The organism is Methylophilus sp. Leaf416 (assembly GCF_001424665.1).
GTDB lineage: Bacteria > Pseudomonadota > Gammaproteobacteria > Burkholderiales > Methylophilaceae > Methylophilus.
The window spans coordinates 19,013-45,018 of sequence record NZ_LMQS01000005.1 but is presented as its reverse complement, the minus strand read 5'-3'; the positions used below and the strand labels follow the sequence as shown (position 1 = coordinate 45,018).

The 26,006-nt window shown below is 49.0% G+C and carries 16 protein-coding genes and 4 tRNA genes; 2 read left to right on the top strand and 18 right to left on the bottom strand.

All coding sequences use genetic code 11. The features are described 5' to 3' along the window. Positions 1-897 precede the first annotated feature (897 nt). The 13 genes from ASG34_RS12335 to ASG34_RS12275 all read right to left on the bottom strand — a co-directional run bounded on the left by ASG34_RS12335 (position 898) and on the right by ASG34_RS12275 (position 15,609). Entirely contained in the window at positions 898-8,400 is a 7,503-nt protein-coding gene (locus ASG34_RS12335) for an O-linked N-acetylglucosamine transferase family protein (protein ID WP_235559798.1), read from the bottom strand. Positions 8,401-8,762: 362 nt separating this feature from the next. Then, the gene (locus ASG34_RS14190; protein ID WP_255352322.1) at positions 8,763-8,966 is read right to left on the bottom strand and encodes a helix-turn-helix domain-containing protein; all 204 of its coding nucleotides are present in this window, start codon (positions 8,964-8,966) and stop codon (positions 8,763-8,765) included. 239 nt (positions 8,967-9,205) lie between these two features. After that, entirely contained in the window at positions 9,206-10,165 is a 960-nt protein-coding gene (locus ASG34_RS12325; RefSeq protein ID WP_235559796.1) for a YihY/virulence factor BrkB family protein, read from the bottom strand. 303 nt (positions 10,166-10,468) lie between these two features. Further along, positions 10,469-10,840 (bottom strand): hypothetical protein, encoded by a 372-nt coding sequence (locus tag ASG34_RS12320; protein ID WP_055830981.1) that lies wholly within the window; start codon positions 10,838-10,840, stop codon positions 10,469-10,471. A 183-nt stretch (positions 10,841-11,023) separates the two neighbouring features. Next, positions 11,024-11,410 carry a hypothetical protein gene (locus ASG34_RS12315; RefSeq protein ID WP_156376487.1) on the bottom strand — a complete coding sequence of 129 codons (387 nt, stop codon included), beginning with the start codon at positions 11,408-11,410 and terminating at the stop codon, positions 11,024-11,026. A 238-nt stretch (positions 11,411-11,648) separates the two neighbouring features. Next, positions 11,649-11,735: transfer RNA gene (locus ASG34_RS12310), tRNA-Leu, on the bottom strand. 79 nt (positions 11,736-11,814) lie between these two features. Beyond that, a tRNA-Gly gene (locus tag ASG34_RS12305) sits at positions 11,815-11,890 on the bottom strand. Positions 11,891-11,895: 5 nt separating this feature from the next. Further along, positions 11,896-11,969 (bottom strand) — tRNA-Cys (locus tag ASG34_RS12300). Positions 11,970-12,030: 61 nt separating this feature from the next. Beyond that, positions 12,031-12,106 (bottom strand) — tRNA-Gly (locus ASG34_RS12295). A 107-nt stretch (positions 12,107-12,213) separates the two neighbouring features. Continuing rightward, positions 12,214-12,795, bottom strand: a complete 582-nt coding sequence (pgsA, locus tag ASG34_RS12290; RefSeq protein ID WP_082488080.1) for a CDP-diacylglycerol--glycerol-3-phosphate 3-phosphatidyltransferase — start codon at positions 12,793-12,795, stop codon at positions 12,214-12,216. 36 nt (positions 12,796-12,831) lie between these two features. Continuing rightward, positions 12,832-14,631, bottom strand: a complete 1,800-nt coding sequence (gene uvrC, locus ASG34_RS12285) for an excinuclease ABC subunit UvrC (protein WP_055830978.1) — start codon at positions 14,629-14,631, stop codon at positions 12,832-12,834. A 52-nt stretch (positions 14,632-14,683) separates the two neighbouring features. Then, positions 14,684-14,863, bottom strand: a complete 180-nt coding sequence (locus ASG34_RS12280; protein ID WP_055830975.1) for a tautomerase family protein — start codon at positions 14,861-14,863, stop codon at positions 14,684-14,686. A gap of 29 nt (positions 14,864-14,892) precedes the next feature. Further along, a complete protein-coding gene (locus ASG34_RS12275) occupies positions 14,893-15,609 on the bottom strand; it encodes a cation diffusion facilitator family transporter (RefSeq protein WP_082504906.1) in 717 nt (238 codons plus the stop codon). Positions 15,610-15,711: 102 nt separating this feature from the next. On the opposite strand from ASG34_RS12275, the gene ASG34_RS12270 reads away from it, so the two are divergent. Beyond that, complete coding sequence (locus ASG34_RS12270) at positions 15,712-16,551, top strand: 23S rRNA (adenine(2030)-N(6))-methyltransferase RlmJ (protein WP_055830974.1); 840 nt, start codon at positions 15,712-15,714, stop codon at positions 16,549-16,551. 4 nt (positions 16,552-16,555) lie between these two features. Here ASG34_RS12270 and ASG34_RS12265 read toward each other — a convergent pair whose 3' ends face one another. Further along, positions 16,556-17,671 carry a DUF2914 domain-containing protein gene (locus ASG34_RS12265; protein WP_055831435.1) on the bottom strand — a complete coding sequence of 372 codons (1,116 nt, stop codon included), beginning with the start codon at positions 17,669-17,671 and terminating at the stop codon, positions 16,556-16,558. A gap of 197 nt (positions 17,672-17,868) precedes the next feature. Here ASG34_RS12265 and ASG34_RS12260 point away from each other — a divergent pair, with 197 nt between their 5' ends. Then, positions 17,869-20,097, top strand: coding sequence for an ATP-binding protein (locus ASG34_RS12260; protein WP_235559795.1), 2,229 nt, complete (start codon positions 17,869-17,871; stop codon positions 20,095-20,097). Positions 20,098-20,139: 42 nt separating this feature from the next. Here the strand turns inward: ASG34_RS12260 and ASG34_RS12255 are convergent, their stop codons facing one another. From ASG34_RS12255 to ASG34_RS12240, 4 genes are all read right to left on the bottom strand, one after another. After that, entirely contained in the window at positions 20,140-21,114 is a 975-nt protein-coding gene (locus ASG34_RS12255) for a crotonase/enoyl-CoA hydratase family protein (protein WP_082504904.1), read from the bottom strand. A gap of 196 nt (positions 21,115-21,310) precedes the next feature. Further along, positions 21,311-23,890: a bifunctional aconitate hydratase 2/2-methylisocitrate dehydratase gene (gene acnB, locus ASG34_RS12250; protein WP_055830970.1), complete on the bottom strand. Its 2,580-nt coding sequence runs from the start codon at positions 23,888-23,890 to the stop codon at positions 21,311-21,313. A 174-nt stretch (positions 23,891-24,064) separates the two neighbouring features. Next, positions 24,065-24,343: a hypothetical protein gene (locus tag ASG34_RS12245; RefSeq protein ID WP_229007125.1), complete on the bottom strand. Its 279-nt coding sequence runs from the start codon at positions 24,341-24,343 to the stop codon at positions 24,065-24,067. A gap of 146 nt (positions 24,344-24,489) precedes the next feature. Then, entirely contained in the window at positions 24,490-25,995 is a 1,506-nt protein-coding gene (locus ASG34_RS12240; protein ID WP_055830965.1) for a fumarate hydratase, read from the bottom strand. Between the last annotated feature and the right edge of the window lie 11 nt (positions 25,996-26,006).

Here is a 26,006-nt window from a genome sequence, read left to right as displayed (position 1 = left end):
GTGCTGGCAGGGATTTAGCGCAACATGATTGTACTCACCTGCTGGCTGATATGTGAAGTTCCTAATCGGTATTTCTTAGGGTGTATTAAGCGTTCTTTTTCGCCTCTAGGCGAGTTACTTTTCTTTGTTTGCCCAAAGAAAACGTAACCAAAAGAAATGCACCCTAGCTTCCGCTTTTTCCCTGCGTTGCTCGTCAACGTGGGCGTCCAACAAAACTCGCCCTAGCGGCTTGCAAAGAACGCAAGCCACCGCGGAACTCAAACAGACGCTGGCCGAAGACTCCCACGCTGACTGCGCTACTCGGCGCGTCAGATAGGGGCCCGTTTAAAACCATCACGATGGAACGTTAGTTAAACGGGTTGGGATTGAGGGCGCTAAGCACCTGTGTAATTTAAGACGAACCCGCCAACTATCTTTCTGCTTTGCTTTTGATTTGTTTTCTTACGCTAGTCGAGCGGGATGCAATGTTAGGAAACTTACCCAAATAACTGCGTAGTGTCTTTCAGGGTTCCCTATCTGACGCGCCGAGTAGCGGAGTCAAAATAAGGAGGAAGGGTGCGACTGTCTGAGCTCCGCAACAAGCCACGAAGTGTGTGGCTTGTCAGGGCGAGTTTCGCGACCGCTTATTTTGACGAGCAACGCAGGAAACAAGCGGAGCTAGGGTGCCCTTTCTTTTGGTTACTTATTCTTTGGGCAAGCAAAGAAAAGTAACTCGCATAAAGGCGAAATACATAGGTGAATAACCAAAGAAATACCGATTAAACCCTCAAAGCTACTGCTCTTTGTTGCAAGCAAACTAAGCGTACAGTTTGCTAGTCTGCTGAGCTTCATATCCAGCAACCATAAAAAAGCCTGCCACTTCGCAATGGCAGGCTTTCTTTCATCAAACCCCGTTCATTAAGTAAACAGCTGACGCACCGGCAATACAGCGCGGGAGAATTCCGCCGTCAAGCCATTCACATGTTGTTCCGGCAAGCCCTGGATCAGGTTCTGCAAACGGTTGAATACACTGATAAACGCCTGCAACTCATGATCCTGGTAGGTATACCCCAGTATCTCCAGGATAGCCAGTGACAAGCCTCCAATATTAGATGGCGTATTCGCATGCGGCTTGGCGCAGCCACGGATGCGATGCAATGTCAGGAACAGGCCACGCAATGCCACAAATGACACTGGCAGCGGAATAGCAAAGTCCCATTCTAGGTCAAAGAAGTGGCCTTGCCCTTGTGTATCCATCACGAAATTAGTCGGTGTGGCATCAAAGTATTTTGATGGCAGCAAATCTGTTGCTCCGGCAAACTCCGGAAGGGTATGTCCACTCTGTGTTGCATTGGCAGCAAGTGCTTTTACCCATACTTCAGCCCAGGCAGCCAGATGCTCTACATGCCATCCGGGACGATTCACCAACTGGGTCAGTTTATCCATCCATAAAGTACCGCCGTGGTATGGAGATTGTTCCCAGTCTGCTGTCAGCAGTTTGACAGTCTCACCGGTATTACGCGTGCGTGTTACCAATCCCTTGTCAGCCTGCACGAATTGGGTTTCCTTGCTGAACACTGCCTGGCGCTGGCAACCATAATGGGCTGCCAGTACCTCAGGATGCTGTTTGCCGGTTTGCTGCGTAGGGTAAGCCACGAACATAAACGAGTTGGCCATGTCTTCTACCAGGTTATTGCGGGCAAGGACTTTCCATGCATTTTCCAGCGAGAAGGTAGGATGACGTGGCGATTGTCTGTCATGCACGACTGAACCGGCAGCCAAAGCACCGATATCCCAGCCTGCTGCTTTATGCGCAATGTTAAACCCTTCAGGATAAATCACAGTGACCGGTGTTTTGTAATCAGGCAGTGGCACATACAGTTCTGTCGTTTCAAAACCGGCGCTGCGGATCAATGCATCGAGCTCGACGCGGCCGAAGGTGATCGGGCTGGTAGTGCTGTAGGAATCATTAATACCATACATCGCCTGACCCATATGGTCTTCAGGCGCGCCGTTGAAATACTTCAGGCCCAGCTGGTTCTCAATCGCCACAATCAGCATGCCGTCTTCTTTCAGGAAAGACTTGGCTTTTTGCAGTAAAGTCAGCAGCGGATTAGGTTCCTTGACATACACTTGTGCGTATTCCAGCACGCCAATCAAAGTGACGACATCAAATTTTTCATCCGTCTCATAAGACTGGATCAAATCGCAGAATACATTGACGTTCTTTAACTCAGCGCAGCGTTGGCCGATGATACGGGCGCGGTTAGGACTGCCCTCCACCACGACCACTTCCCCGCCCAGCTCACCCAGGAAACGTGTGATCGCACCACAACCGGCACCCAGCTCAAGTACCTTGCCGTTAGCTATTTTCTCTGCAAAAGGACGCAACAGGTTTGCGCGTTGTGAAGTCAGGTGGTAATAGCTGGGCCAGTCAGTCGCTTTGGAAGCCAATTCATCCGAAAATACACTTTTGTCGCGGGCCTGGCGGATGATGTCATACAAACGTTGCTCGGCATTACCGGCATCCTCATAGCCAAAGGCTTCCGCCTGCGCACGCTGGTAAAAGTTGTCTTGCGCGCGGTAAATATAACCACCAACAGTTGCTGGCTTCTGGTTGCCTGTGGCAACAAGTGCAACATTCACCGGCGCAGCCTGCGCGTAAAATTCCTGGCAAGCCTGGTTCAGTTGCTGAATCGCTGCTTCGGACAAACCATGCTGTCTGGCGAAAGCGATGACCTCAGTCACTTCTTTCTGGTTCGTGGTTTGCATTAAGGCGTGCACATAGGCAGTCCAGTAATCCTGCGTTTGTGGTGCCAGGATCACAGCCTGCTCTAGTAATGGCAACGCTGCTTTAGCGGATTCCTGCAAAGCAATAAGCCCCAGCCCGTAATAAGCCACATCATGTTTCGGGGCAATCCCCAGAATCTCCTGGTACAGCGCTGCTGCCTCAGCCAACTCTCCTTTTTCCTGGTGCTGTATCGCCAGTTGCAAGACTTCTTCAACGGTTTGTTCCAGTGTCTGTTGGTGAGCGTTTTGTGAGTCTAAAGCTGTTTCCGCAGGGGCAGATTGCATCGCTAAAGTTTCCATGGTGGGTCCTTTTAAGGTCATTTGTTTGGTTGCGGTCAGTTGGGTTGCAGGTGACGCCAGGGCGTCGCTCTCTTCTGCAAGCAAGTGCATGTTAAAAGATTGTGCAGGCTGGTGTTGGCACCAGCGTTGCCACATCACGCGTAATGCATCAGCCAGGGTGGCTGACAATTTGGCAGGCTGTGACAACAATGACTGTTGCAAGCGCTCACGCATGCCGTTACGTACTTCTGCCAGCGCTGCAAGATCAGCACATAAAGTGGCCCCTTGAGCTATCCAGGCCTGTGCATCTGCAGCAATCCAGTTGTTTAAACCCGCATGCTGCATCAATGCCATTGCACCGCGGCTGTTGAGGCGATCACCTACCTGGCAAAGCGTAGGTACACCCATCCATAAGGCATGGGCGGTAGTGGTGAGCCCATTCGACGGAAAGGTATCCAGGCAAATATCTACACGATGGTATTGCTGTAAATAGTCAGCCATGTGACTGCGCGCAACCAGTTGCAGGCGGTCACCCGCGATGCCTGCCTCCTGAAACCAGCTCACCAGATGACTGCCATTCTCTGAAGAGGATATACCCCCCAGGATCATACGGCTATCTGGTACAACTTGCATTAGCTGCGCCCATAACTGTACGGTGGCCTGCGTGATTTTGTTCGGGCGGTTAAAGCAGCCAATGGTGATATAACCATTGCTTAACGCAGGCAATGGCTTAACCTCAGACATGCTTGTATCTGGCATAAATGGCGCATTTACCGGCAACTGCACCAGTTTTTCAGTGAACTGGGCATCAAACTCACCAACCGGCGTCAATGCCTCATCCGTCAGGTAGTAATCCATAGCAGCCAGGCCTGTGGTGTTCATATAGCCCAGCCAGCTAAGCTGGATAGGCGCAGGTTTCCTGGCAAATGTCAGCAGGCGGTTACCTGAGGTATGGCCGGATAAATCAATCAGGATATCAATGCCATCCTGGCGGATTGTATTTGCCAGAGCCTCATCAGACTGCTCAGTGACGTCTTTCCAGCTGGCAAAATATTCACGCATTTTTGCGGTGACTTGATCGCTTATTGGATGGTTGTAATAAGCATGCAACTCCAGTTGCTGGTTACTTGCCAAGCCAAGCAACAATGGCTTGAGGAAATGGGGAATGGAATGCGCCCTAAAATCAGCAGACACAAAGCCTACTTTCAGTGGCCTATCCAGGTCTCGGTCATTGTCATGTGGCTGCCAGTGAGCTTTTAACGGTGCTTCATATAATTCTGCATAGGCCTGGTGGGCCTGCAATAATTCTGCTGCGGGAATGCCTTGCGCATGGCTCATGCAAAACAGCAGGTTGCTGAAACAACCGGCATCGCCAGGTTGTAATGTCAGTGCCTGTTTAAAGTGGGCGATCGCTTTATCCACGGCACCCAGGTCTTTCAGCACAATACCCAGGTTATTGTAGGCAGCTGCGTAATCCGGTTTCAGTGCGATGGCTTGTTCAAATGCCTGGACGGCAGCGGTCAAATCACCCTGTGCTTTCAGCACCAGGCCGTAATAGCAATGCTCTATCGGGTCATTAGCATTGAGTGCCAGGGCGCGCTTGGCCGGCTCGCGTGCATCTTCCTTCAGCAACATGCGTACGTCGCTCAGCATTTTCCAGCCGTTCAGCCAGTCCGGGTGCTGTTGCAACACACTGTCCAAACGCTGTTGCATCTCGGTGTATTTGGCAAGCTCAAACAGACCAAGTAAATCCGCCTCCTCAGCTTCCAGGGCTTGAACACTGGTCGCCTGCTCTGCCAATCCCCATGAGGCTAGCAAAGCGTTCAGTGCTTGCGTATGCTGGCCGCGTTGCAATGCCTGTCCCAGTACTTCCTGGAATTGAGGGTCATTTGAACCGTGTAACGCATTCAGGTAATTACTCAATAATTGCCATTGCTCGGGCTCCAATCTGTGAGCCTGCTCAAATAAAGCAATCGCTTGCGTGTGCTGTTGCTCATCCCAGGCAATCAGGCCCAGGTTATGTAATGACAATGCATGCCGGGGATGAATCTGCAGGATTTCCTGGTACAGCGCGCGTGCTGCAGCATACCGGCCCAGTTGCTGCTCCGCAGCTGCCTGGTCAAACACTTCAGCAATGGAGGCTTCCAGCGCTGCGGATGGTGTTTGCAATGCTGGTTCCCATTTTTGCGCATATTGCAGGTATTTATCCCGCCAGCGCTGGGTACCAAATGCACCGCCACTTTGATGGGTCATGCGCAAAGGCCACACACCCAGTTGCAATCCGGCACGGGTGGCGGTACGGCAAAAATCCAGGTCATAAAAGTGAAAGTCAAACTGCGGATCAAAGCTCACCTGTGATTCGACCAGTCGCTTTTTATAAGCGGCCAGGAAAACGCCATCCATTAATTGCGCAGCACCGGCAGGTTCTCCATAGGAGGATGCAGGACCGAATGCGTGCTGGCCATGACTGACTGCACCACGCAGATAAGCGGTGTCATCCCAAGTAAATTTGGTATCGACAAAACACCAGCCGGTTTGGCCGGGCTGAATACGGGCATTACCGGCCACCCCAATCACGTCGTATTGCTGCAAGCCGTCAGTGATTGTTTGTACAAAAGTATTTTCATCAATCCAGACATCGTCATGGATAAATACAAGCAAGGCATCATCAGGCGCAGCAGCAATGGCGTCATTAAAAATCTCGGACAGGCCGCGCGTGTTTTCACAAGCGATCCTGGCAACCAGTCGCGCATCCTGGCGCATATGACGTTTTAAAGATTTACCCAGCGCCGCATCGCGCCAGAAGGCTTCTTCGCTCATGCGTGTGGCACTGACTACCCATACAGGTTGCTCACCGCTAAACACGGCCTGAACTGGCGCGCGAGCAAGTAGCTGATTTTCCGTCAGGCCGGATGTGGCCTGCTGCCACAAGCTGAATAACAGCCTTTCAAAATCTTGCGCAAATAGTGCAGCATCCATCAATGGTGACTGCAACACTTTTGCCCGCAAACCTAATCGCGTGGTGGCCAAAGCCGGCAAATCATTGGCGAATGTCACCGCTTTTTCTACATATTCATCAGCAGTTTCCGCCACCCAGTCGCTCAAACCAGCGCAGGTCAGCATGCTGGCACCCTGGCGACCGATCAGCGTATCGCTCAACAATGTCAGGGTAGGTACACCCATCCACAAGGCTTCACAAGTCGTGGTACCGCCACTGAAAGGGAAAGTATCCAGGATCATATCAACTGCGTGATGGCTCTTCAGGTAAGCCTCCCGCGTCACCATCCCCAGCAATTCACAACGCTCGGCATTGATACCAACGTTAGCTAATCTTTCGACGGTTTCCGCCCTGGCGGCGGCATCGTTGAAGGTCTTGCACTGCCAGCGTAACCTGGCTGCTGGCTGCGCTGCAAAAATGCGTCCCCAAAGCGTTAATACCGCATCGGTGACCTTGGTGTAGTTTTGATAGCAACCGAAAGTGACAACTCCCGATTGTTCAGCAGGTAAGGCATTGACGGCAATGTCGAATGGCGGTGCCGTAAAACACAATCTGGTATGCGGCAGATAGGCAATTTGCTCGGTAAAGCGTTTTGCCACCTGTGCATTGACACTGACAGGGTCAGCAATCACATAATCCATCACCGGCAAGCCAGTGGTACCCCAGTAACCTAGCCAGGCAGCTTGTACCGGCGCCGGTTTCCAGGCAAATACAGGTAAGCGTGTGCCGCCGGTCAGGCCGGACAAATCCAGTAAAACATGAATGCCATCGTTATGAATCAGGCGTGCAGCCTGTTCATCGGTCAAACCAGCCAGCGAGCGCCATTCGTTGCAATAGCCTTTTAATTCGTGCGTGAGTACATCTTCACGACCATCGGTAGAGTAGCCATAGACTTCCAGCTGGCCAGGATTAAAATGCTTTACCCAGTTTTCAATGAAATAACCAACCGGGTGGCGTCTCAGATCTGCAGACACAATGCCTACGCGTAAGCGCTGGTCATTTTTGTGGATGTTCCATGCCTCGAACGGCGTTTTTTCCTGCATCATTAACTGCCCAAGTCTGGCAACATAGGCAGTATGTTTTTCTTCAGTCAGGTAATTCACATAGCTATCTGAAAATAACAGGTTTCTCAGCGCCATAACATGGTCAGGGTCCTGCACCAGTACTTTTTCCAGTATCTCAATCGCCAGTTCAGCTTTGCCCAGATCCAGGTAAATACTGCTCAGGTTGATATAAGCTGAAAGGTGGTCAGGCTTGAGCGCAATGGCTTTTTCCAGGCTGGCAATCGCTTCAGGATAGCGGCCCAACAGGCGCAGGCTGATACTGTAATTGCTCAGTATCACCTCAGAATCAGGCAACAACTCCAGGGCTTTTTCAAAGTTGAGGCATGCCTTGTCAAACGCTGAACGTGCATTCTCGATCAACCCCAGGTTGCCATAAATATAAGGGTTACCCGGGTCCTGCTCCAAAGCTTTATTGCAATAGCGCTCAGCCTCTGCGTACAGGCACTGATCCAGTAATTCAGCGGCTACATTATTCAATTGCTCCGCATTAAAGTCTTGCATGCGCATGACCTGGTCAACGTAATGCTGATACTCGCGTGTACGTTGCGTGACCCGGTACAACTTGGCCAGATTTTTTAATATGGATAATTCTTGCGAGTTGACAGCGTAGCCCGCAAGCAGCCATTGCTCCGCTTCATTAAAATTGGCTTTTTTAAGATATAGCGCGCCCAGATAGCTATAAGCTTCCACATAGTCTGGCTGATGTGCAATAGCTGTTTCATAGGCCTGAATGGCTTCACTTTCGTTACCCAATAGCTCCAGCGCGACCGCCATGTTAAAAAAGATGATGGCATTGCCTGGCTCGATAGCGGCCGCTTCTCGGTAATACTGGATCGCTTCCAATGGCTTGTCTGCTTCATGCAGCAAGGTTGCCAGTTCAAAGTTGACACGGCCATCCTGCTGGTGAATATTCAGGCCGCGGCGCAATAGTTTTTCGGCCTCTTTCAATTGACCGGTTTTTTTTAGTACGCTCGCCCAGTTTGCATAGGCACGGCTAAAGGCCGGGCTTAGTTTGAGCGTCTGGCGGTAATGTTTGATTGCTTGTGGATGCTCCTGCAACTGTGCATGTACATTCGCAAGGTTATAGAATACTTCGGCATCTTTCTTCAGCAATTTTCCTGCCTGTGAAAAGGCTTCTACGGCAGCGCTTAATTGATCTTGCTGCTGATACAGGCTGCCCAGTAACTTCCAGGCCAGGCCTTCCTCGGGGAAGTCAGTCGTGATTTTCTGCGCCAATGTCAGGCACACAGGCCAGTCGCCCTGTTTCCAGGCTTCAACAAGCTGTTGCATCCAATAGCTGCAATCCCTTTGCAGGGAGTGAGCAGACGACGAGACATCGGACGACAAACGCATAAAAGAAATTCCAAAAAATTTCTCTTATTATTGTGAGTTTGCGTAGATATGGATTGCAGAAAAAACGCTGGAAAAACCAGTCAACTTAACTGTTTCAAACGGGTAGCATTACCCGAAACACCCTACCAGCCTTTGCCTGGCCTCAAACTCACGTAAAACCATGGCTCTGCAGGTTTTTATAAATCAGCGCTTTTAATTAAAGCTTTGGGAGAAAAAGCCGTAAACAATGCAGTTTTTGACAAGGCTTTTGCGAAGGAACTGTATTCGAGAGGCTGCTTGGAAACAGAAACGAGTGTAGCTCAGGCGACATATTCCTGCAAATTAGGGCTATCCGGCTCCCAGCGAACCACGTCATATAATGTACATTCCAGGTAAGCACACAGCTTATTGAGGTGATCAGTGCTGGCATTGTAGGTCTGGTCTTTGAGCATACGATGCAGGGTCATGCGACTGATCCCGCTTGCATCGGCTATTTCGGTGATGGTGATGGTTCTACCCCACACCAATTGTTTTTTTAGAATGACAGATTTTAATTCAACGTAAATCACACTACTTCCCACATTTAAACTCTTGTTCGGTTTGAAGACCTGGAGTCTTCTCAGCCTATCGTTGCTGTTAGACAATTGTATTGATCGGGATCAATACTGAGGCTGGAACCGGAGTCATTATACAATTTTATATAATATTAGAATTGATAATGTAGAAATTAAATTTGTATGCAGGTTAAATGATATAGCGAAGCCTATTTAAGCCGGGGCTTACGTTTTTGGGTACGCACGGTTTGCGCAATTTTGCTGTCAGACTCCAGCGTTTTAGCGCCATTCTCCACCAAAGCAATCGCCAGGTCTTCTGGTGTATCCCTGCCTTTTCGTGAACCGAAAATATGCGAATAAGCCCAGGTAAACTCGGCGCCAATCAGGAATATCTGTGCAGAGTAATAAATCCAGATCAGTAAGGCCAGAATAGAACCGGCGGCACCGTAACCGCTTGAAATCGCACTTCTGCCGATATAAATGCCAATTAACCATTTACCTATGGTAAACAAAACCGCGGTTAGTAGTGCCCCTATCCACACTTCGTTCCAGCGGATCCTGGCGCGCGGCATGATTTTGTAGATCATGGCAAACATGCCTGTGGTCAGTAAAAAACTGAATATGAAATTGAAGATGCTAGCCACCATCACCCAACTGGAAAATACCGGTGACCACCATTTACTCATGGCTGATAAGCCTGCACTGAATACCAGCGAAACCATCAGTAAAAACCCAATACCCATGATCATGCCAAAAGACAATAATCGGGCGCGAATCAGTTTCCACACACCACTCTTGGCTCTTGCCGGTGCTTTCCAAATACGGTCCAGGGAATCTTGCAGCTCACCAAAGACACTGGTGGCACCGACCAGCAATAATATGATGCCAATAGTGGTTGCGGTGACGCCTTCAAGTGGCTGACTGGTGCTTTGCAGCAGCGTCTGCACCGCTTCTGCACCCTGCTCGCCCATCAGATTATTCAATTGGCCAATGATTTCGCCACGTGCCGCTTCTTGCCCGAAAATCAAGCCCGAAATAGAAATCACGATCAGCAATAGAGGTGCAATCGAAAACATGGTGTAATACGCCAGAGCAGCACCCATACTTTGTGCGTAGTCATCGCTCCACGAAGTAAAAGCGCTTTTAATCAATACCCAGGTTTCTTTCATTGTCATCTCAGTCTATTCACTCTTCATTTTTAGTTTTTTTAAGGTGTGACAAGCAATTAGCCTAATGCAGCGATCTTATGGAAGCATAAGAAATTGCTCTCATCAAAAAGAAAACGGTACCTAAAGGCACCGTTCGATGCCGCGTTCTAAATGAGACAAGCTCATTGAAATCAGCAAACTCAGGATAACTATTTCATTGTGGCGAAGGCATAAGATAAAACGTATTCTGCTGTCAGAAAGGGCTTACGTATTGTTTTTACGTTAGGAAAGCGAACAAACTTTGTGCGCAGGATTAGTCGCAGATTAGGCTAAGGATAACGATGTTTTCTCTGGTGACTCAATTGCGTTTTTCATCTGAGCTTTCAGTTCTTCCTGCATTTTTTCAACCAGCTTCTGTTTATCTTCACCGCTCATGGCATCAAACTCCTCTTGTGAAATGCCGTGTTTCTTGAGCCAGAGATATTGCATCTTTTGCGCATCCGTCATTTTCATAAAGTCGCTCAATTCCTGGTACGGATCTTTCACACCCATTTTTTGAGAGGTAGATTCACTTAGGAAAGTTTTGCTAGCAGTAGTGTTTTGTTCTACAGAGTCTTCAATATCTTTCTTATTAAATTTAAGCGCTGTATTCGTATGCCCGATTTTGCTGACAGCATCAATAGTATTGAAATTCATGATTGCCTCCTTATATGTTTTTATAAGGTAACCATATTTGATTGAAATTAATTCTTTGATTAAAAAGGGAAAAACTATTTACATGCTATTAAATGCAAAGTGGACATTGAATTAACAACGCCCACTTTAGGTTGATAAAGGATATTACAGCGGCACTAGAGTAAGTGGAACCACTACAACCCACTAGAATGTCAGCGTCACTGTCTGCTCATTGCCGACGAAGACAGTACAATGCACATCCGTCCATCTATCCGTCACCGCATAACCTATGCATGAAGCGCTTACCTTTTTGTCACGATAAGTATTGCCGCCAACTTCGCCTGAAAAATTATATCTATCGACAGGCTTTCTCACGATCACTTCCTCGTTACCAATTTTAACCGTCAGAAACGCACCGTGATAGGCCCAGTCATTGCCGTACTTTTCCAGCAAACCGGTAATTTTGGTGGATTCATTATCGCCTGCGAACTGGTAATTTTGCGCCGGTGCCACTTCGCTACTCTTCACTTGAGGCGTGGTTATGCATGCCGACAAATGAATGGCCATGAGCAGGATGAGTATGTTTTTCATAAACACTCCAAGTTGATTTACTGCAAAAAAAACCTGCGTCACCATGGCAAAGATTATTATTTATATGAATAGATACAAGATAGACCTGGCAGTTCCTTTGAGTCTATATGGCTGACAAGAAATGTAGTCTCTACAACATATCTCAGTATACGCCTGGACAGTGAAAAAGGGCTGCGGGATGTTTAGGCTGGGCCTGTTTATTGACTTAGTCGAATAAACAGGTATTGATTTTGTGTAATGGTGCCCGGAGCCGGAATCGAACCGGCACAGCCGTTAAGCCGAGGGATTTTAAGTCCCTTGTGTCTACCAGTTTCACCATCCGGGCGGTAGGTCTGTCAAGCTGCGTATTCTAACACTTTGAAGGGTTTTGCATACCCTCTTAGGTGACGTGCTTGAGAGAAATTTGGAGCGGGAAACGAGTCTCGAACTCGCGACCTCAACCTTGGCAAGGTTGCGCTCTACCAACTGAGCTATTCCCGCATATCTGGAGGCGCGAGCCGGAGTCGAACCGGCCTAAACGGCTTTGCAGGCCGCGGCATAACCGCTTTGCTATCGCGCCAGAACCAACAACATAAAAACCACTTATGTTAAAAAGGGAAAGCAGTGCTTTCCCCTGAATTTGGAGCGGGAAACGAGTCTCGAACTCGCGACCTCAACCTTGGCAAGGTTGCGCTCTACCAACTGAGCTATTCCCGCGTATTTCCTTGCGCCATGCGTCGTAAGGAAGCTGGCATTTTAATGATTTTTGACCCTGTGTCAAGGAAGATTTATGAAAAAACCAGACTTTATGCAGGAATGCTTTTTCAGATGGTTTCGCGGATGGCAGGCCATGCTGCTTTAAGGTAATAACCCATCGAAATCAGGGTCAATAATGCAGCGATGACGATTAACCACTCGCCCAACCACTGGATATTCACCCCGAACAGCGGGTCGTACCAAAGCAACAGGATAATGGCGAGCATTTGTGCTGCAGTTTTCACTTTGCCCACCACGGCCACTGCAACATTTGCACCTTTACCGATACTGGCCATCCACTCGCGTAAAGCACTGATCGCAATTTCACGACCTATGATGATGAGGGCAACCACGGCCCCTACCCGATTTAACTCTACCAACACGATGAGTGCTGCAGCAACCATTAATTTATCTGCTACCGGGTCCAGGAATGCGCCGAACTTTGACATCTGCTGGTATTTGCGTGCCCAGTAGCCATCCAGCCAGTCGGTAAATGCGGCCAGCATAAATACGGAAGAAGCCGCCAGGTTGACCCAATGGGCGGGTAAACCTTGTGCTGTCACTGCATTGGCTGGAAAGTAGAACATGCCGACGAACACCGGAATCATGGCGATACGCAGCAAGGTTAGCAGGTTGGGGATAGTCCACATAGATATCTGTTTCTTATTGATGTCGCTTGAAAGTAATCAATGCAGGCGTTCATAAATGCTTTGCGCCAATGCCTGACTAATGCCTTCGACTTGGGCAATTTCATCTATGCTAGCACTTTTTATCCCATCCAGGCCACCAAAACGCATCAGCAAGGCTTTGCGCCGCTTGGCGCCGATGCCTTCGATTTCTTCCAGGCTGGATGTAATTCGCGCTTTAGCTCGTTTGGCGCGGTGACCGGTAATGGCAAATCTATGCGCTTCGTCGCGGATTTGCTGAAGCAAATGCAAACCAAGGTTATCGGTCGGCAAATTCAGCATTTCACCCGTATCCGAAAAGATCATGGTTTCCAGCCCGGGCTTACGTTCCTCGCCCTTGGCAATGCCGACCAGCAAGATATCGTCCAGACCGACTTCCTGCATGACTTCGATAGCAACGCCTAGCTGACCCTTACCGCCATCAATAAACACCAGATCAGGCCGCTTGCCCTCACCCGCCGCCACTTTGCGATAGCGCCGGGTTAATACATCTCGCATGGCCGCATAGTCATCGCCTGGCGTAATGCCGGTAATGTTGTAGCGCCGGTATTCGCTATTTTGCATATCGCCGCGGTCAAACACTACGCAGCTGCCAACAGTCGCTTCACCCATGGTGTGACTGATATCGAAACACTCGATCCGCTCTGTGCCTTCCGATAAATGCAGTGCTTCACGCAATGCAATCAGTCTCGCTTGCTGATTGGCTGAAGTTGCCAATCGTTGCTGTAGCGCCAGCTCAGCATTCGTTTGCGCCATTTTCAGCCAGACTTTCTTATCGCCAATGGCATTGGTTAAGACTCTAATTTTACGGCCAGACTGTTCACTTAATATTTCTTCAAACTCATCCTTGGCTACCTCAGCCCCGCAGACCAGTAATGGCGGCGTGTTTTGCGAAATGTAATATTGCGTGAGAAACGCTTCTACCGTTTCTGCCAGTTCTGCATCCTGGCTGTTTTTTGGGAAAAAACTTTTATCCCCCAAATGCCTTCCGCCACGGATCATCACCAGGTTAATGCAGTGCTGACCTTGTGTCTCGGCGCAGGCAATCACATCGGCATCACTGACACTGAAATCACTGACGAACTGCTTGGCCTGTACCTGGCGCAAGGCTTGCATACGGTCACGCAGAATCGCAGCATGCTCATACTCAAACGCTTCGGCGGCCTCATTCATTTCGCTACCCAGCGCATCGATCACTTCGTTGGTTTTGCCTAGCAAAAACATGGCAGCGTGCCGGACATCGCTCGCGTAATTCTCTTCCGAGATCAGGTTCACACATGGCGCAGTACAACGTGCAATCTGGTATTGCAGGCATGGGCGGGAACGATTGGCAAATACGGTGTTTTCACATGTGCGTAATTTAAATACCTTCTGCAGCAACTGAATACTTTCGCGCACGGCCAAAGCACTCGGGAAAGGCCCGAAGTATTGATGCCCTTTACGCTGTGCGCCCCGATGAAACGCCAGCCTGGGAAACGCGTCGCCGGTAAGGCTAATGTAGGGATAGGACTTATCATCGCGGAACAACACGTTGTAACGCGGCATCAAGCCTTTAATCAGGTTATTTTCCAGCAGCAGGGCTTCCGCCTCTGAGCGGGTCACTGTGGTTTCAATAGCCGCAATCTGCGACACCATCATTTTGGTCCGCGGGCTGTTGATATTTTTATTGAAGTAACTGGAAACCCGTTTTTTCAGGTCTTTGGCTTTGCCGACATAAATAGGCGTGTTTTCCGCATTGAGCATGCGGTAGACACCCGGCAAATTCGGTAAATTCTTGAGTATGGGTTTGGGATCAAACATGCGTGTATTTTACACGCATGTGCATGGGTTCAAGACGTTAACTTTGAAGGCGTCAACCCAGCAACTCCCCACCAATCGCCCAATCCTCGTATTCGACTTCCTCAAATACTATATAGGTATAGCTGGCAGGTTTTTGTGCATGCCTGGTCAGGGTTTCTGTGATTTCCTTGGCGATTTGCTTTTTCTGCTCTTTAGTCACAGAACCAGCCAGTTTGACATTCACGTATGGCATGAGTGCTCTCCTATCAATTAAAGTACAAGCTAATGTGGATGATTAACAGTGCCGCGTCGTATGTCCCTGATTAAATTAACGGTGACGGCAAACAGTAAAACTGAAATCACAATCGATAATATGGGATCTATAGTCACCCAGCCAGTGAAATAAATCACTACGCCAGCGACGATTGCTGTGACAGAGCCTAACAGGTCACCCAGAACGTGTAAAAAAGCGGCACGGTGATTGAGGCTGGCATCACCCCCATGATGTTGATGCTGATGATGCATATGCTTGGCAACAAAGATATTCACCAGCAAACCCAATACAGCAATGATACTGACATAGCCGCCGGCTACAGGCACTGGATTTTTAAGCCGCTCAATTGCTTCGATAATGATCCAGACCGCGACCACAAGCATGGAGACAGCATTCACCATGGAAACGCGTAACTCCAGGCGGCTGGTTTCCGGGCTTTTACGCGTCTGGTGCGCGGCCCACATGGCTAACCCGAGCGCCAGCACATCAAATAACATATGCCAGGCATCACTGAGTAATGCCAGGGATTGCGTCCAGAGCCCACCCGCAAACTCGACTACTGCAAAAACAGTGATTGCCAGAAAAGGAATTAAAAACGGGTTAGTGTGCTCGTGATCACCATGAACATGGTCATCGTGATGGTGATCATCTTTTGCATGGTGTTTTTGCTGACCTGAACCACAGCAGTCATGCGTTGCAGCGTGTTTTGTATGAGATTTGTCCATGTCTGCATGCTAAAACAATTTAGCGTGATTCCACAATAGGCCGCAACAAAAATGGACTTATAATATTGGATTGTTTTATAGCGGCTCCTCAAGAGCTATGCCATGTTAAGTTACCGACACGCCTTTCATGCCGGCAATCATGCCGATGTTCTCAAACATTGGATTTACAGCCTGGTGCTGGAATATTTCAATCAAAAAGACAAACCTTACTGGGTAGTAGATACTCATGCCGGGGCGGGTATTTATCGCCTGGATACGGCAATCGCTAATAAAACCGCTGAGTATCTTGGCGGTATTACCAGGTTGCACAAAACCAGCCCGCCAGCAGCTTTTGCCAGTTATCTGCAAGCACTTTCAAATACACACAACATCGCAGGCAAGGATACATACCCTGGTTCACCTTGTATCGCCAATCATTTTTTAAGAGCAGACGATAAGTTACGTTTGTTTGAACTGCATCCTGCAGATGCTGCCCTGCTTGAACAGCGATTTGATCATTGCAAAAGACAGGTTTCGATTCAAGCCAAGGATGGATTTGAAGGAATCAAAGCCTGCTTACCACCGCCTACCAAGCGCGGCCTGGTGCTTATCGACCCGCCGTATGAAGTCAAAGATGACTATGCGCGCGTAGTCAGCTGTATCAAAGAAGCCCTAAAGCGTTTTTCTACCGGGACTTACCTGATCTGGTATCCGCGACTGCAACGACCTGAACCGCAGCAAATGCTGGATAAACTGCGTGAACTGAATACGGATTATTTGCATATCTGCCTCGATGTGCAGCAGCCTGGCGCTAATGGGTTTGGCATGCATGGCAGCGGCATGTGGGTAATTAACCCACCCTGGACACTGCGCCAATCTGTAGAGCCACAATTAGAGTGGTTAGCACAGACATTAGCACAAGATGACCATGCGCGAGCCTGGTGTGAAGGCCAGCAGAAATAAGCGCTTAGTAGCGGATACGCACGCGGTGGTCTGAATCAGACTGCGTGCCGACACTCACTTCAAAAGTGCTCACGGCAATCGTTTGCCGGGTAGCCGTTTGTATCTTTACCCGCCATTCGCCGGCTGTGACATTGCTTTTATAGGTATAACCGCGGTAACCATTATCCCGCCCTCCCACCAGCGAAAATCCAGCGGTCGATACACTCACCCAGCGCCCTGCTACCTTTTTCTGCCAGTCATGCACTAATTTGGTATGCAACCCCTGTGGTGCAAATACCGAAGAAAAACAAACCAGCCTCTGGCCTGGCGCCAGGCGTAAATGATCAGTATCCACCCGCCAGAAATTCCACCACGGCGATTTCTCTACTGTCATCCAGTAGCCTTCAGGTGATTTTTCTAAATCATAGGCGACCACGACTGCCTGCTTCACCAGTGGGACCGGCGGAATCATGTCCGCACGATAAGCGACCATCAATAAAGCAGCAATCACCCATACCGGCCAGATGCGTCCGGCATGGCTGGGGGCACGTTTATAAAGCACATATGTAATAGCTGCACCTAACAGGGTGCTTAAATAAAACCATACGGCATGCACACTACCAAACAGGAAAGGAAACGCAAAGTTACACCACAGAATTGAGCATAAACCGAACATACTCCAGCACAGACTTAGGCGCCGGTATTCGCTTTCCATAAACTCATTAGCGACCAGCAGCGCACCCAGCACCAAAGTAAGCACCCAGGCCAGGCCATAACTTGAGCTTTTGAAATAGAGAATGAATAGCGCGCTTAATACACTGCCGAACAAAAACTGCAATATCCAGTAAGGCCAGTCGTGCACGGGCCAGCTCGACACTCTGTTCTGGACCCACTGCCAGCCCATCAACCTTTCACGGACGCGGCGTGCGCTGGCGCTCGGTTCGGCCAATTGATACATCAGAATGGCAGCCATTAGTAAATAAATGGCAAAAATCACCATATCGAGAATGGCGACTTTCTTTCCTATAGTGATCGCATCCCAGGCAAATCCACCGATAAAAAATGTAATCGGCAGCACGGCTCGCGTGCGCCCGAGACAGCGGGCTATGAAAGAGGGTTGATCTGGAACAGGCGTAGACATGAGTGGATCAGTCATAATGGAGGGTAAAGCTTAAAAACCATCGGCATTTTTATCATATATGGCAGCAACTGTCACTGCTTGGCAGCTACAAAGGTAAACTTTCTTTGATTATCAAATCGGGCCTGTTAAACTTTAAGTTATCTTAAGAGTTGTCCGTTATATATCTTAGAAGATGTTCTCCATGTAAGGGCATCTGTATGCAACAATTCTGGCCGTCATCAGGTATGCGCGATCTAATTAGAAAAATTAAACATAAGTTAATCGAAATCAAGTCCGTCAGTAACGAAACTGAGCAGGCCTTGATTCGCGTTACTTTTGTTAGTTTCATCACGCTGTACCTGTTATTCAATGGCAGTAGCTATCAACCGGTTGGTGTTTGCCTGGTGTATTTGTGCTGCGGCTTCCTGATGCTTTTAAATACGCTGCGCAACCCGCAGAAAAACGAAAGACGCCAGTGGATTGCAATGGTGATGGATATCACGGCCACCTCGGTCGAACAGATGATTTCCGGACCGATGGCAGGCGTGTTTATCGGCATCTATTTATGGCTGATTATCGGCTATGGCCTGCGCTACGGCACCAAGTTCTTTAAGGGCTGTTATGTATTAAGCCTGATTGGTTTTAGCATCACCTTATACCTGAATCCTTACTGGAACCAGCACCAGCACTTGGCTTATGGTTTCCTGCTCACATTATTGCTGATTCCGCCACATACCTTGCGCTTGCAGATCAGCCTGGAAAAAGCAACCAAACAGGCCGGTGAAGCCAATGAGGCCAAAACTAATTTCCTGTCGAATATCAGCCACGAAATGCGCACGCCGCTCAATGGCATTATTGGTGCAAGTGAGTTATTGGCTCAATCCAAACTCGATATCAAACAATCCGAGTTGTTACAAATGGTAGGCGCTTCCGCCACCAGCCTGAAAAAGCTGATTAATGATGTGCTTGATATCAGCAAAATTGAAAAAGGCAAAATTGACCTTGAAGAAATCGCGTTCTATCTTCCTGACATGTTTCAGCGGCTTCAGTTGATGTTCCAGATTGAAGTTGATCGCAAACAATTATGGTTGCACTTTGATCTGGACCCTGGCGTAGAACGTCATTATGTCGGCAGCATGCATCATATCGAGCAGGTATTAATGAACCTGGTCGCCAATGGGATAAAATTTACCCAACATGGCGGCGTTGATGTGGTTGTGTCTGTGGCCGAGCGCTATGCCAATATGAGCATGCTCAAATTCCAGATCCGCGATACTGGTATCGGCATCAAGCCCGAGGCATTGCCACATATCTTCGATAGCTTCACCCAGGCGGATAGCAGCATCACCAGGCGTTATGGCGGCACAGGTTTGGGGACATCCATTGCCAAACAATTGGTTGAACTGATGTCCGGTAAAATTCATGTCACCAGCGACGAAACCAATGGCACCAGCTTTGAAGTAATGCTGCCTCTGGCACATGCTGAGCCATCAACGCAACAGGCGACAAACGAGATCAACCTAGAAGTGAACTCTAACGTGGTGCCATTGAGCAGCCACACCCGGTTCCGCAAGAAAATCCGCGTATTGATTGCAGATGACAATGTAGTTAATCGCATGATTTTGAATGAAACATTGCAGCGGATGCATTGCGTAGTCAAAGCCGCCGACAATGGCGATGATGCGCTGGATGCATTGGAACATCACCAGTTTGACCTGATGATTCTTGACTACAACATGCCGGAAATGAATGGCCTGGAAGTATTCAATATTTACCATGCCTTGCCTGGCAGCAAACCTTTGCGTACGGTGATTCTGACCGCAGATGCAACTAAAGCAACTCAAAACCGCTGTTTAAACGCTGGCGTCTATCAAGTACTGACCAAACCAGTGATTTCCAGGCAGATCCAAACTTTGATAGAAGCGGTTGCCCAAACCATTGAAACCGGTGAAACAGTCAAGCCAACCTCCAAAGCGGCGACACGCGTTGCACGTGCAGCACCTGCACAAGAGCCTGTGAAACCGGTTAGCGTGCCCATTGAGCAGGCCCCTGAACGCGTGGCGAACATGGCAGCTTATAATGAGCCATTGATTGATATTAATCGTATGGAACATTTGCTGAAACTGGGCGGCAGCGAAGCATTCTTGTATCGTTTAATTACCGAATTTATCGAAACTACCGACGACTTGATCCGTGACTTGCGCACAGAAACGCTAGACCTTAAACTTGAGCAAGTTCATAAGCTGGCGCACACACTGGCCGGGGAATCAGCCAATATGGGCCTGATTCCACTAAGCAAGCGCAGCCGTCGCCTGTTGGGCTTGAGTATGGAGGATGCCCAAACAATTTCCAGTCTGTATCAAGCAGTTTTTGATGCTTATGAAGAAACTCGCGTGCAGTTGCACTTATATCGCAGCAAGCTTTCTTCTAAGCGCTCAAACAAATAATTGGCATTGATAACTCAAGGCACCCTCAATAGTGCTTAACACCTATTGATTTACGACCTGCTGTTGCAGTAACTCCCCAGTCTGCTGCTGATCATTTAATATCACCTGCTCTTTGGCTGCCTCCTGCTCCGGGAACAATCGTGTCTGGGCACGACAAAAACGATCCATTACTTTTAAATCGCGCTCTGTCAGCCGCAATGCATTTTCTACCCATACGTTGACGATATCTTCCAGCTCGCTATAGGTTAACGGATTGATTCTGGCTTTAGCTTTTTGCGCAGATAGAAAGCCTTCTGCCTGGCGGCTGTTTTTCTGGATAAATGCCTGCACCGCCTGCTCGCCTTCCCCTTCATCCACCACTATATCGATCAGGCCCATTTCCAGGCATTGCTCAGCCGTAAAACGCTCACAACCCAGAATCATTTCATCGGCCACCGCCATGCCGGCTTTGCGCGCAATAAAACTATAAGCACCCATCCCAGGAATCATGTTAAAAAATAATTCCGGGAAGCAGAAGACGGATTGGCGTTCAGCAATCAGTACATCGCTGGTCATTGCGGCTTCTATCCCTGCCCCTAACACTTCACCTTGAAGTAACGATATTTTAGTCACGTGATCCAGGTTAAAGCGGAAGGCACGTTGCGCTACAACATCAATACTCAGCTTTGCATATGCCTGCAGTTGGGCCCTATCCTGATTGCGGATGGCCATGGCCATTTTTTGCAGATCGCCGCCCATATTGAAATAACCCGGTGTGGCCGAAGCAAATACTGAATAACGAATAGGCAGCACCTCTTCATCGTCGGTCTGTACATAACCCCCGCTACGCTGAATATCTTCATGATGTGCATACAGATTGAGTAGTAAGTCATGGTTGATGCAAGGGATACGCTGTGGCTGATGCAAATAGCTCCACAAAGTTTGTTGCACGGCATCAAAACGGCAAAATACCTGGCCATAATCATGTGCCAATAGACGATGTTGATAATTAACCAATCCTTTTTCAAACGGTTTCATGTGTTTCTCCTTGACAGTGAAAAGTGGTGAATAAACTCAACATAAGGTGACGCGTGCGCATCAGATAACTTACGCCGGTAAATACATCATAATCAAAACTGAAGTGGGCTATACAGGTTTTACAGTTGCAAGGATGCGTTCGATTTAAAACAAAAAAGGGAGCCTGGGCTCCCTTTTTGCATAACTATTGAAACGGCTAGGCTGTTTCTTGTATCGGTATGATTTTCTTCACATTTTGCAGTGAATCTGCGTATTGTGTCATCTGGTCAAAGTTAAGGTATTTGTAAATCTCGGCGGTATTGCTGAGTTTGGAACCCAATGTATCCAGGTACTCTTGTACCGTCGGCATCCTGCCTAATTTTGCGCACACCGCGGCCAACTCGGCAGAACCCAGGTAGACACGTGCATCTTTACCCATGCGGTTATCAAAGTTACGGGTAGAGGTAGAGAATACCGTGGCTTTATCGGCCACGCGCGCCTGGTTACCCATACATAGCGAGCAACCCGGGATTTCAGTACGCGCGCCGGCAACACCAAAGGTGGAATATACACCTTCTGCTCGTAATTGCGCTTCATCCATACGCGTCGGCGGGGCAATCCACAAGCGCGTTGGGATGCTGCCAGCGCCTTCCAGCACTTTACCGGCGGCGCGGTAGTGACCAATATTGGTCATGCAGCTACCGATAAAGACTTCATCAATTTTGTCGCCCACAACAGCGGATAATGGTTTGATGTCGTCAGGGTCATTCGGGCATGCCACCAATGGCTCTTTAATGTCTGCCAAGTCAATCTCAATCACATGTGCATATTCGGCGTCGCTATCCGGTTGCAACAGTTCCGGTTTCGCCAGCCACGCTTTCATGCTGGCGATACGGCGCTCCAGTGTGCGAGCATCGGCATAACCGTTTTCAATCATGTTCTGCATCAGCACAATGTTGGAATTCAGGAATTCGATCACCGGTTCTTTATTCAGCAGCACGGTACAACCATTGGCAGAACGCTCGGCTGAAGCATCCGCCAGTTCAAAAGCCTGTTCGACTTTCAGGTCTGGCAAGCCTTCAATTTCCAACACACGGCCATTAAATACGTTTTTCTTACCCTGTTTGCCTACGGTCAATGTGCCTTCTTTGATCGCGGCATAAGGAATTGCATTCACCAGGTCACGCAAGGTAATCCCAGGTTGCATTTCACCTTTAAAGCGCACCAGTACCGATTCTGGCATATCCAGGGGCATCGCGCCGGTAGCCGCGGCAAATGCCACCAGGCCTGAACCGGCAGGGAAACTGATGCCAATCGGGAAACGGGTATGTGAGTCACCACCGGTTCCGACCGTATCCGGCAAAATCAAGCGATTTAACCAGGAGTGAATGACGCCATCACCAGCACGTAAACTGACGCCACCACGGCTGGACATAAACTCGGGCAACTCGTGTTGCAGTTTAATATCTACCGGCTTTGGATAAGCTGCGGTATGACAGAAACTCTGCATAACCAGGTCGGCACTAAAGCCCAGGCAAGCCAGTTCTTTCAACTCATCACGCGTCATACCTCCAGTGGTATCCTGAGAACCCACCGTGGTCGCTTTTGGTTCGCAATATGTGCCCGGGCGTACGCCGAAACCTTCTGGCAAACCGCACGCACGGCCGACCATTTTCTGTGCCAGGGTATAACCTTTACCAGTATCTTTGGCCGGAATCGATTTGATGAAAACATCAGTGTCCGGCAGGCTTAAGGCCTTGCGTGCATTAGAAGTCAGGCCGCGACCAATAATTAGCGGAATACGGCCACCAGCACGCACTTCGTCAGGTAAGGTAATCGGGTTCATTTCAAAAGTAGAAAGTAATGCCCCCGCCTCAGACAGTACTTTGCCTTCATAGGGTTTAATCACGATCACATCACCCGTGTTCAGCCCGGAAACATCGCATTGAATCGGTAAGGCACCGGAATCTTCAGCGGTGTTAAAAAAGATAGGCGCTATCTTGCTGCCGATGACCACGCCACCGGTACGTTTGTTAGGGATAAACGGGATGTCGTCACCCATCCACCATTGCACTGAGTTAATGGCAGATTTACGTGAAGAGCCAGTACCGACTACGTCACCTACATAAGCCAATGGCAAACCTTTTTGCTTGAGGTTTTCGATTACAGTGAGACCGTCAGTCATGCGATTCACCAGCATGGCTTTGGCATGCAAAGGAATATCCGGACGGCTCCAGGCATCTTGTGCCGGGCTTAAGTCATCAGTATTGGTCTCGCCATCCAGCTTGAACACCACCAGCTTGATTTCTTCTGCCAGCGCTGGTCGGCTGGTGAACCACTCAGCATTGGCCCATGAAGTGATCAATGCTTTGGCGTGCAGGTTACCCGCCTTCATTTTCTCTTCTACATCATGAAAGGCATCAAACATCAGGATAGTGGTTGATAACGCTTTCATGGCATGGGCTGCCAAGGGGGTATCCAGCAGCGCAACCAGGGCCTGCACGTTGTAGCCACCCAGCATAGTGCCCAGTAGCTCTACCGCTTTTTCAGGGCTAACCAAACGAGAATGCGCTTTGCCATTGGCTATATCGGCCAGAAATGCCGCTTTCACATACGCTGCCTGGTCTACCCCTGCAGGAATACGGTTTTCAAGCAGATCGACCAATAATGCTTCTTGACCTGCTGGCGGACTTTTTAATAACTCCACCAGTCCGGCGACCTGCTCGGGATTGAGGGGTAAGGGAGGCAAGTTTTGCGCAGCGCGTTCTTTTACGTGGGTGTCGTATGCTTCTAACATGATGTGAGCTCTATCAATAAACTTAAGTTGTAATGCTTGAAATTGGTTATGCTGGGCCAGCGTTATTGGCTAACCGCGAAGTATCTTGTCATTATAATTCAGCCCACTCGGCATAATGTTAATTGTGTGTAACATTCTTTCAGCCGTTAATAAATCTGCACTTAAGCGAACTGACTATTGAGTGCGGTCTCCATATAACTCTTTGGCAAACGGGGTACTGCAACTTTTTCCATAGGCAGATGACTCCCATTTATCCAGCAATTCTTTCTGGTAGCCTTTGCCATGCTGCTTTTCCAGATAGGCACGTACTTCAAACACATCGGCAAAGCCGTTGCGATCGGTATCCATTAAAGCTACCTGTTGTTCAAGTGATGGTCCGCTGTAGCGTCCATCTTTATCTGTAAAATAATCCAGCGCCGATTCGGCATGCCCGGGCAGGCTAAATATGAACATCAGCCCTGCCCATGCAAGTGAATATTGTAAAACCCCAGTGTTCATTTTTATCATACCACCCTCATTTATGCGCTTAGTTGTATGACGTATCTTTTACCAGATCGTGCTTATGTTCAGTGATATCACTCACAATGTTTTTGCATGTCTTACACGGCAAGCAGGGCAATTTTTTTCTTCCAGTGTGCCGGGCCGGTATTATGCACAGACTCGCCATTCGCACTCACAGCAACAGTCACCGGCATATCCACCACATCAAACTCATAAATCGCTTCCATGCCCAAGTCTGCAAAGGCCAGCACCCGGGATTTCTTAATGGCTTTGCTCACTAAATACGCGGCACCGCCTACAGCCATCAGATAAACGGACTTATGTTTGGCGATTTCTTTAAGCGCCTGTTCACCACGCTCCGCTTTGCCGATCGAACCTAACAGGCCGGTATTCAGCATCATATCCGTATAACTATCCATACGCGTGGCAGTGGTTGGTCCAGCCGGGCCGACCGCTTCATCACGGACCGCATCTACCGGGCCGACGTAATAAATAAAACGGTTGTTGAAATCTACTGGTAATCGCTCGCCTTTTTCCAGCATGGTTTTAATGCGTTTGTGTGCGGCATCGCGCCCGGTCAGTATTTTACCGGTCAGCAGCAATGTATCGCCGTTTTTCCAGGTTTGGGTTTCTTCTTGCGTCACCGTCTCCAGATTAACACGGTTAGCTTGCGGGCTTGGTGCCCAATGCACATCCGGATATACATCAGGGTTTGGCGGCACCAATTCTGCCACACCGGAACCATCCAGCGTAAAGTGCACGTGGCGTGTGGCTGCACAATTCGGAATAATCGCCACCGGCAAACTGGCGGCATGGGTCGGATAATCCAGGATTTTCACATCCAGCACCGTGGTCAAGCCACCCAGGCCTTGCGCGCCTATGCCTAATTGGTTGACCTTTTCATACAATTCCAGCCGCAGTTCTTCGATTTTATTTTGGGCGCCGCGGGCTTGTAACTCCTGGATATCAATCGGCTCCATCAATGACTCTTTAGCCAGCAGCATGGCTTTTTCCGCACTACCACCTATGCCTATACCCAGCATACCAGGCGGGCACCAGCCAGCACCCATCTTTGGGACTACTTCCATCACCCAATCGACAATACTGTCGTTAGGGTTAAGCATTGCCAATTTGGATTTATTTTCCGAGCCGCCGCCTTTGGCCGCAATCTGGATATCGACAGTGTCGCCTGCAACCATTTCAATATGGGTAATGGCAGGTGTATTGTCTTTAGTGTTTTTACGCGCGCCGGCCGGATCATTGACAATAGAAGCCCGCAAGGTGTTTTCCGGATGCAGGTAAGCACGGCGCACACCTTCGTTCACCATTTCTGCAACTGTCATATCGCCTTCAAACTGCGTTTGCATGCCGACTTTCACAAAGGCAACCACAATGCCGGTATCCTGGCACAAGGGGCGCTTGCCTTCTGCGCACATCCGAGAATTCGTCAAAATCTGTGCAATCGCATCTTTCGCGGCAGGCGACTGCTCTTTTTCGTAAGCCACGGCCAAGGCCCGGATGTAATCTTCCGGGTGGTAGTAAGAGATATATTGCAAGGCGTCTGCAATACTCTCGATAAAATCCTGGGTCTTGATCAGGGCCATGGTTTTTCGAT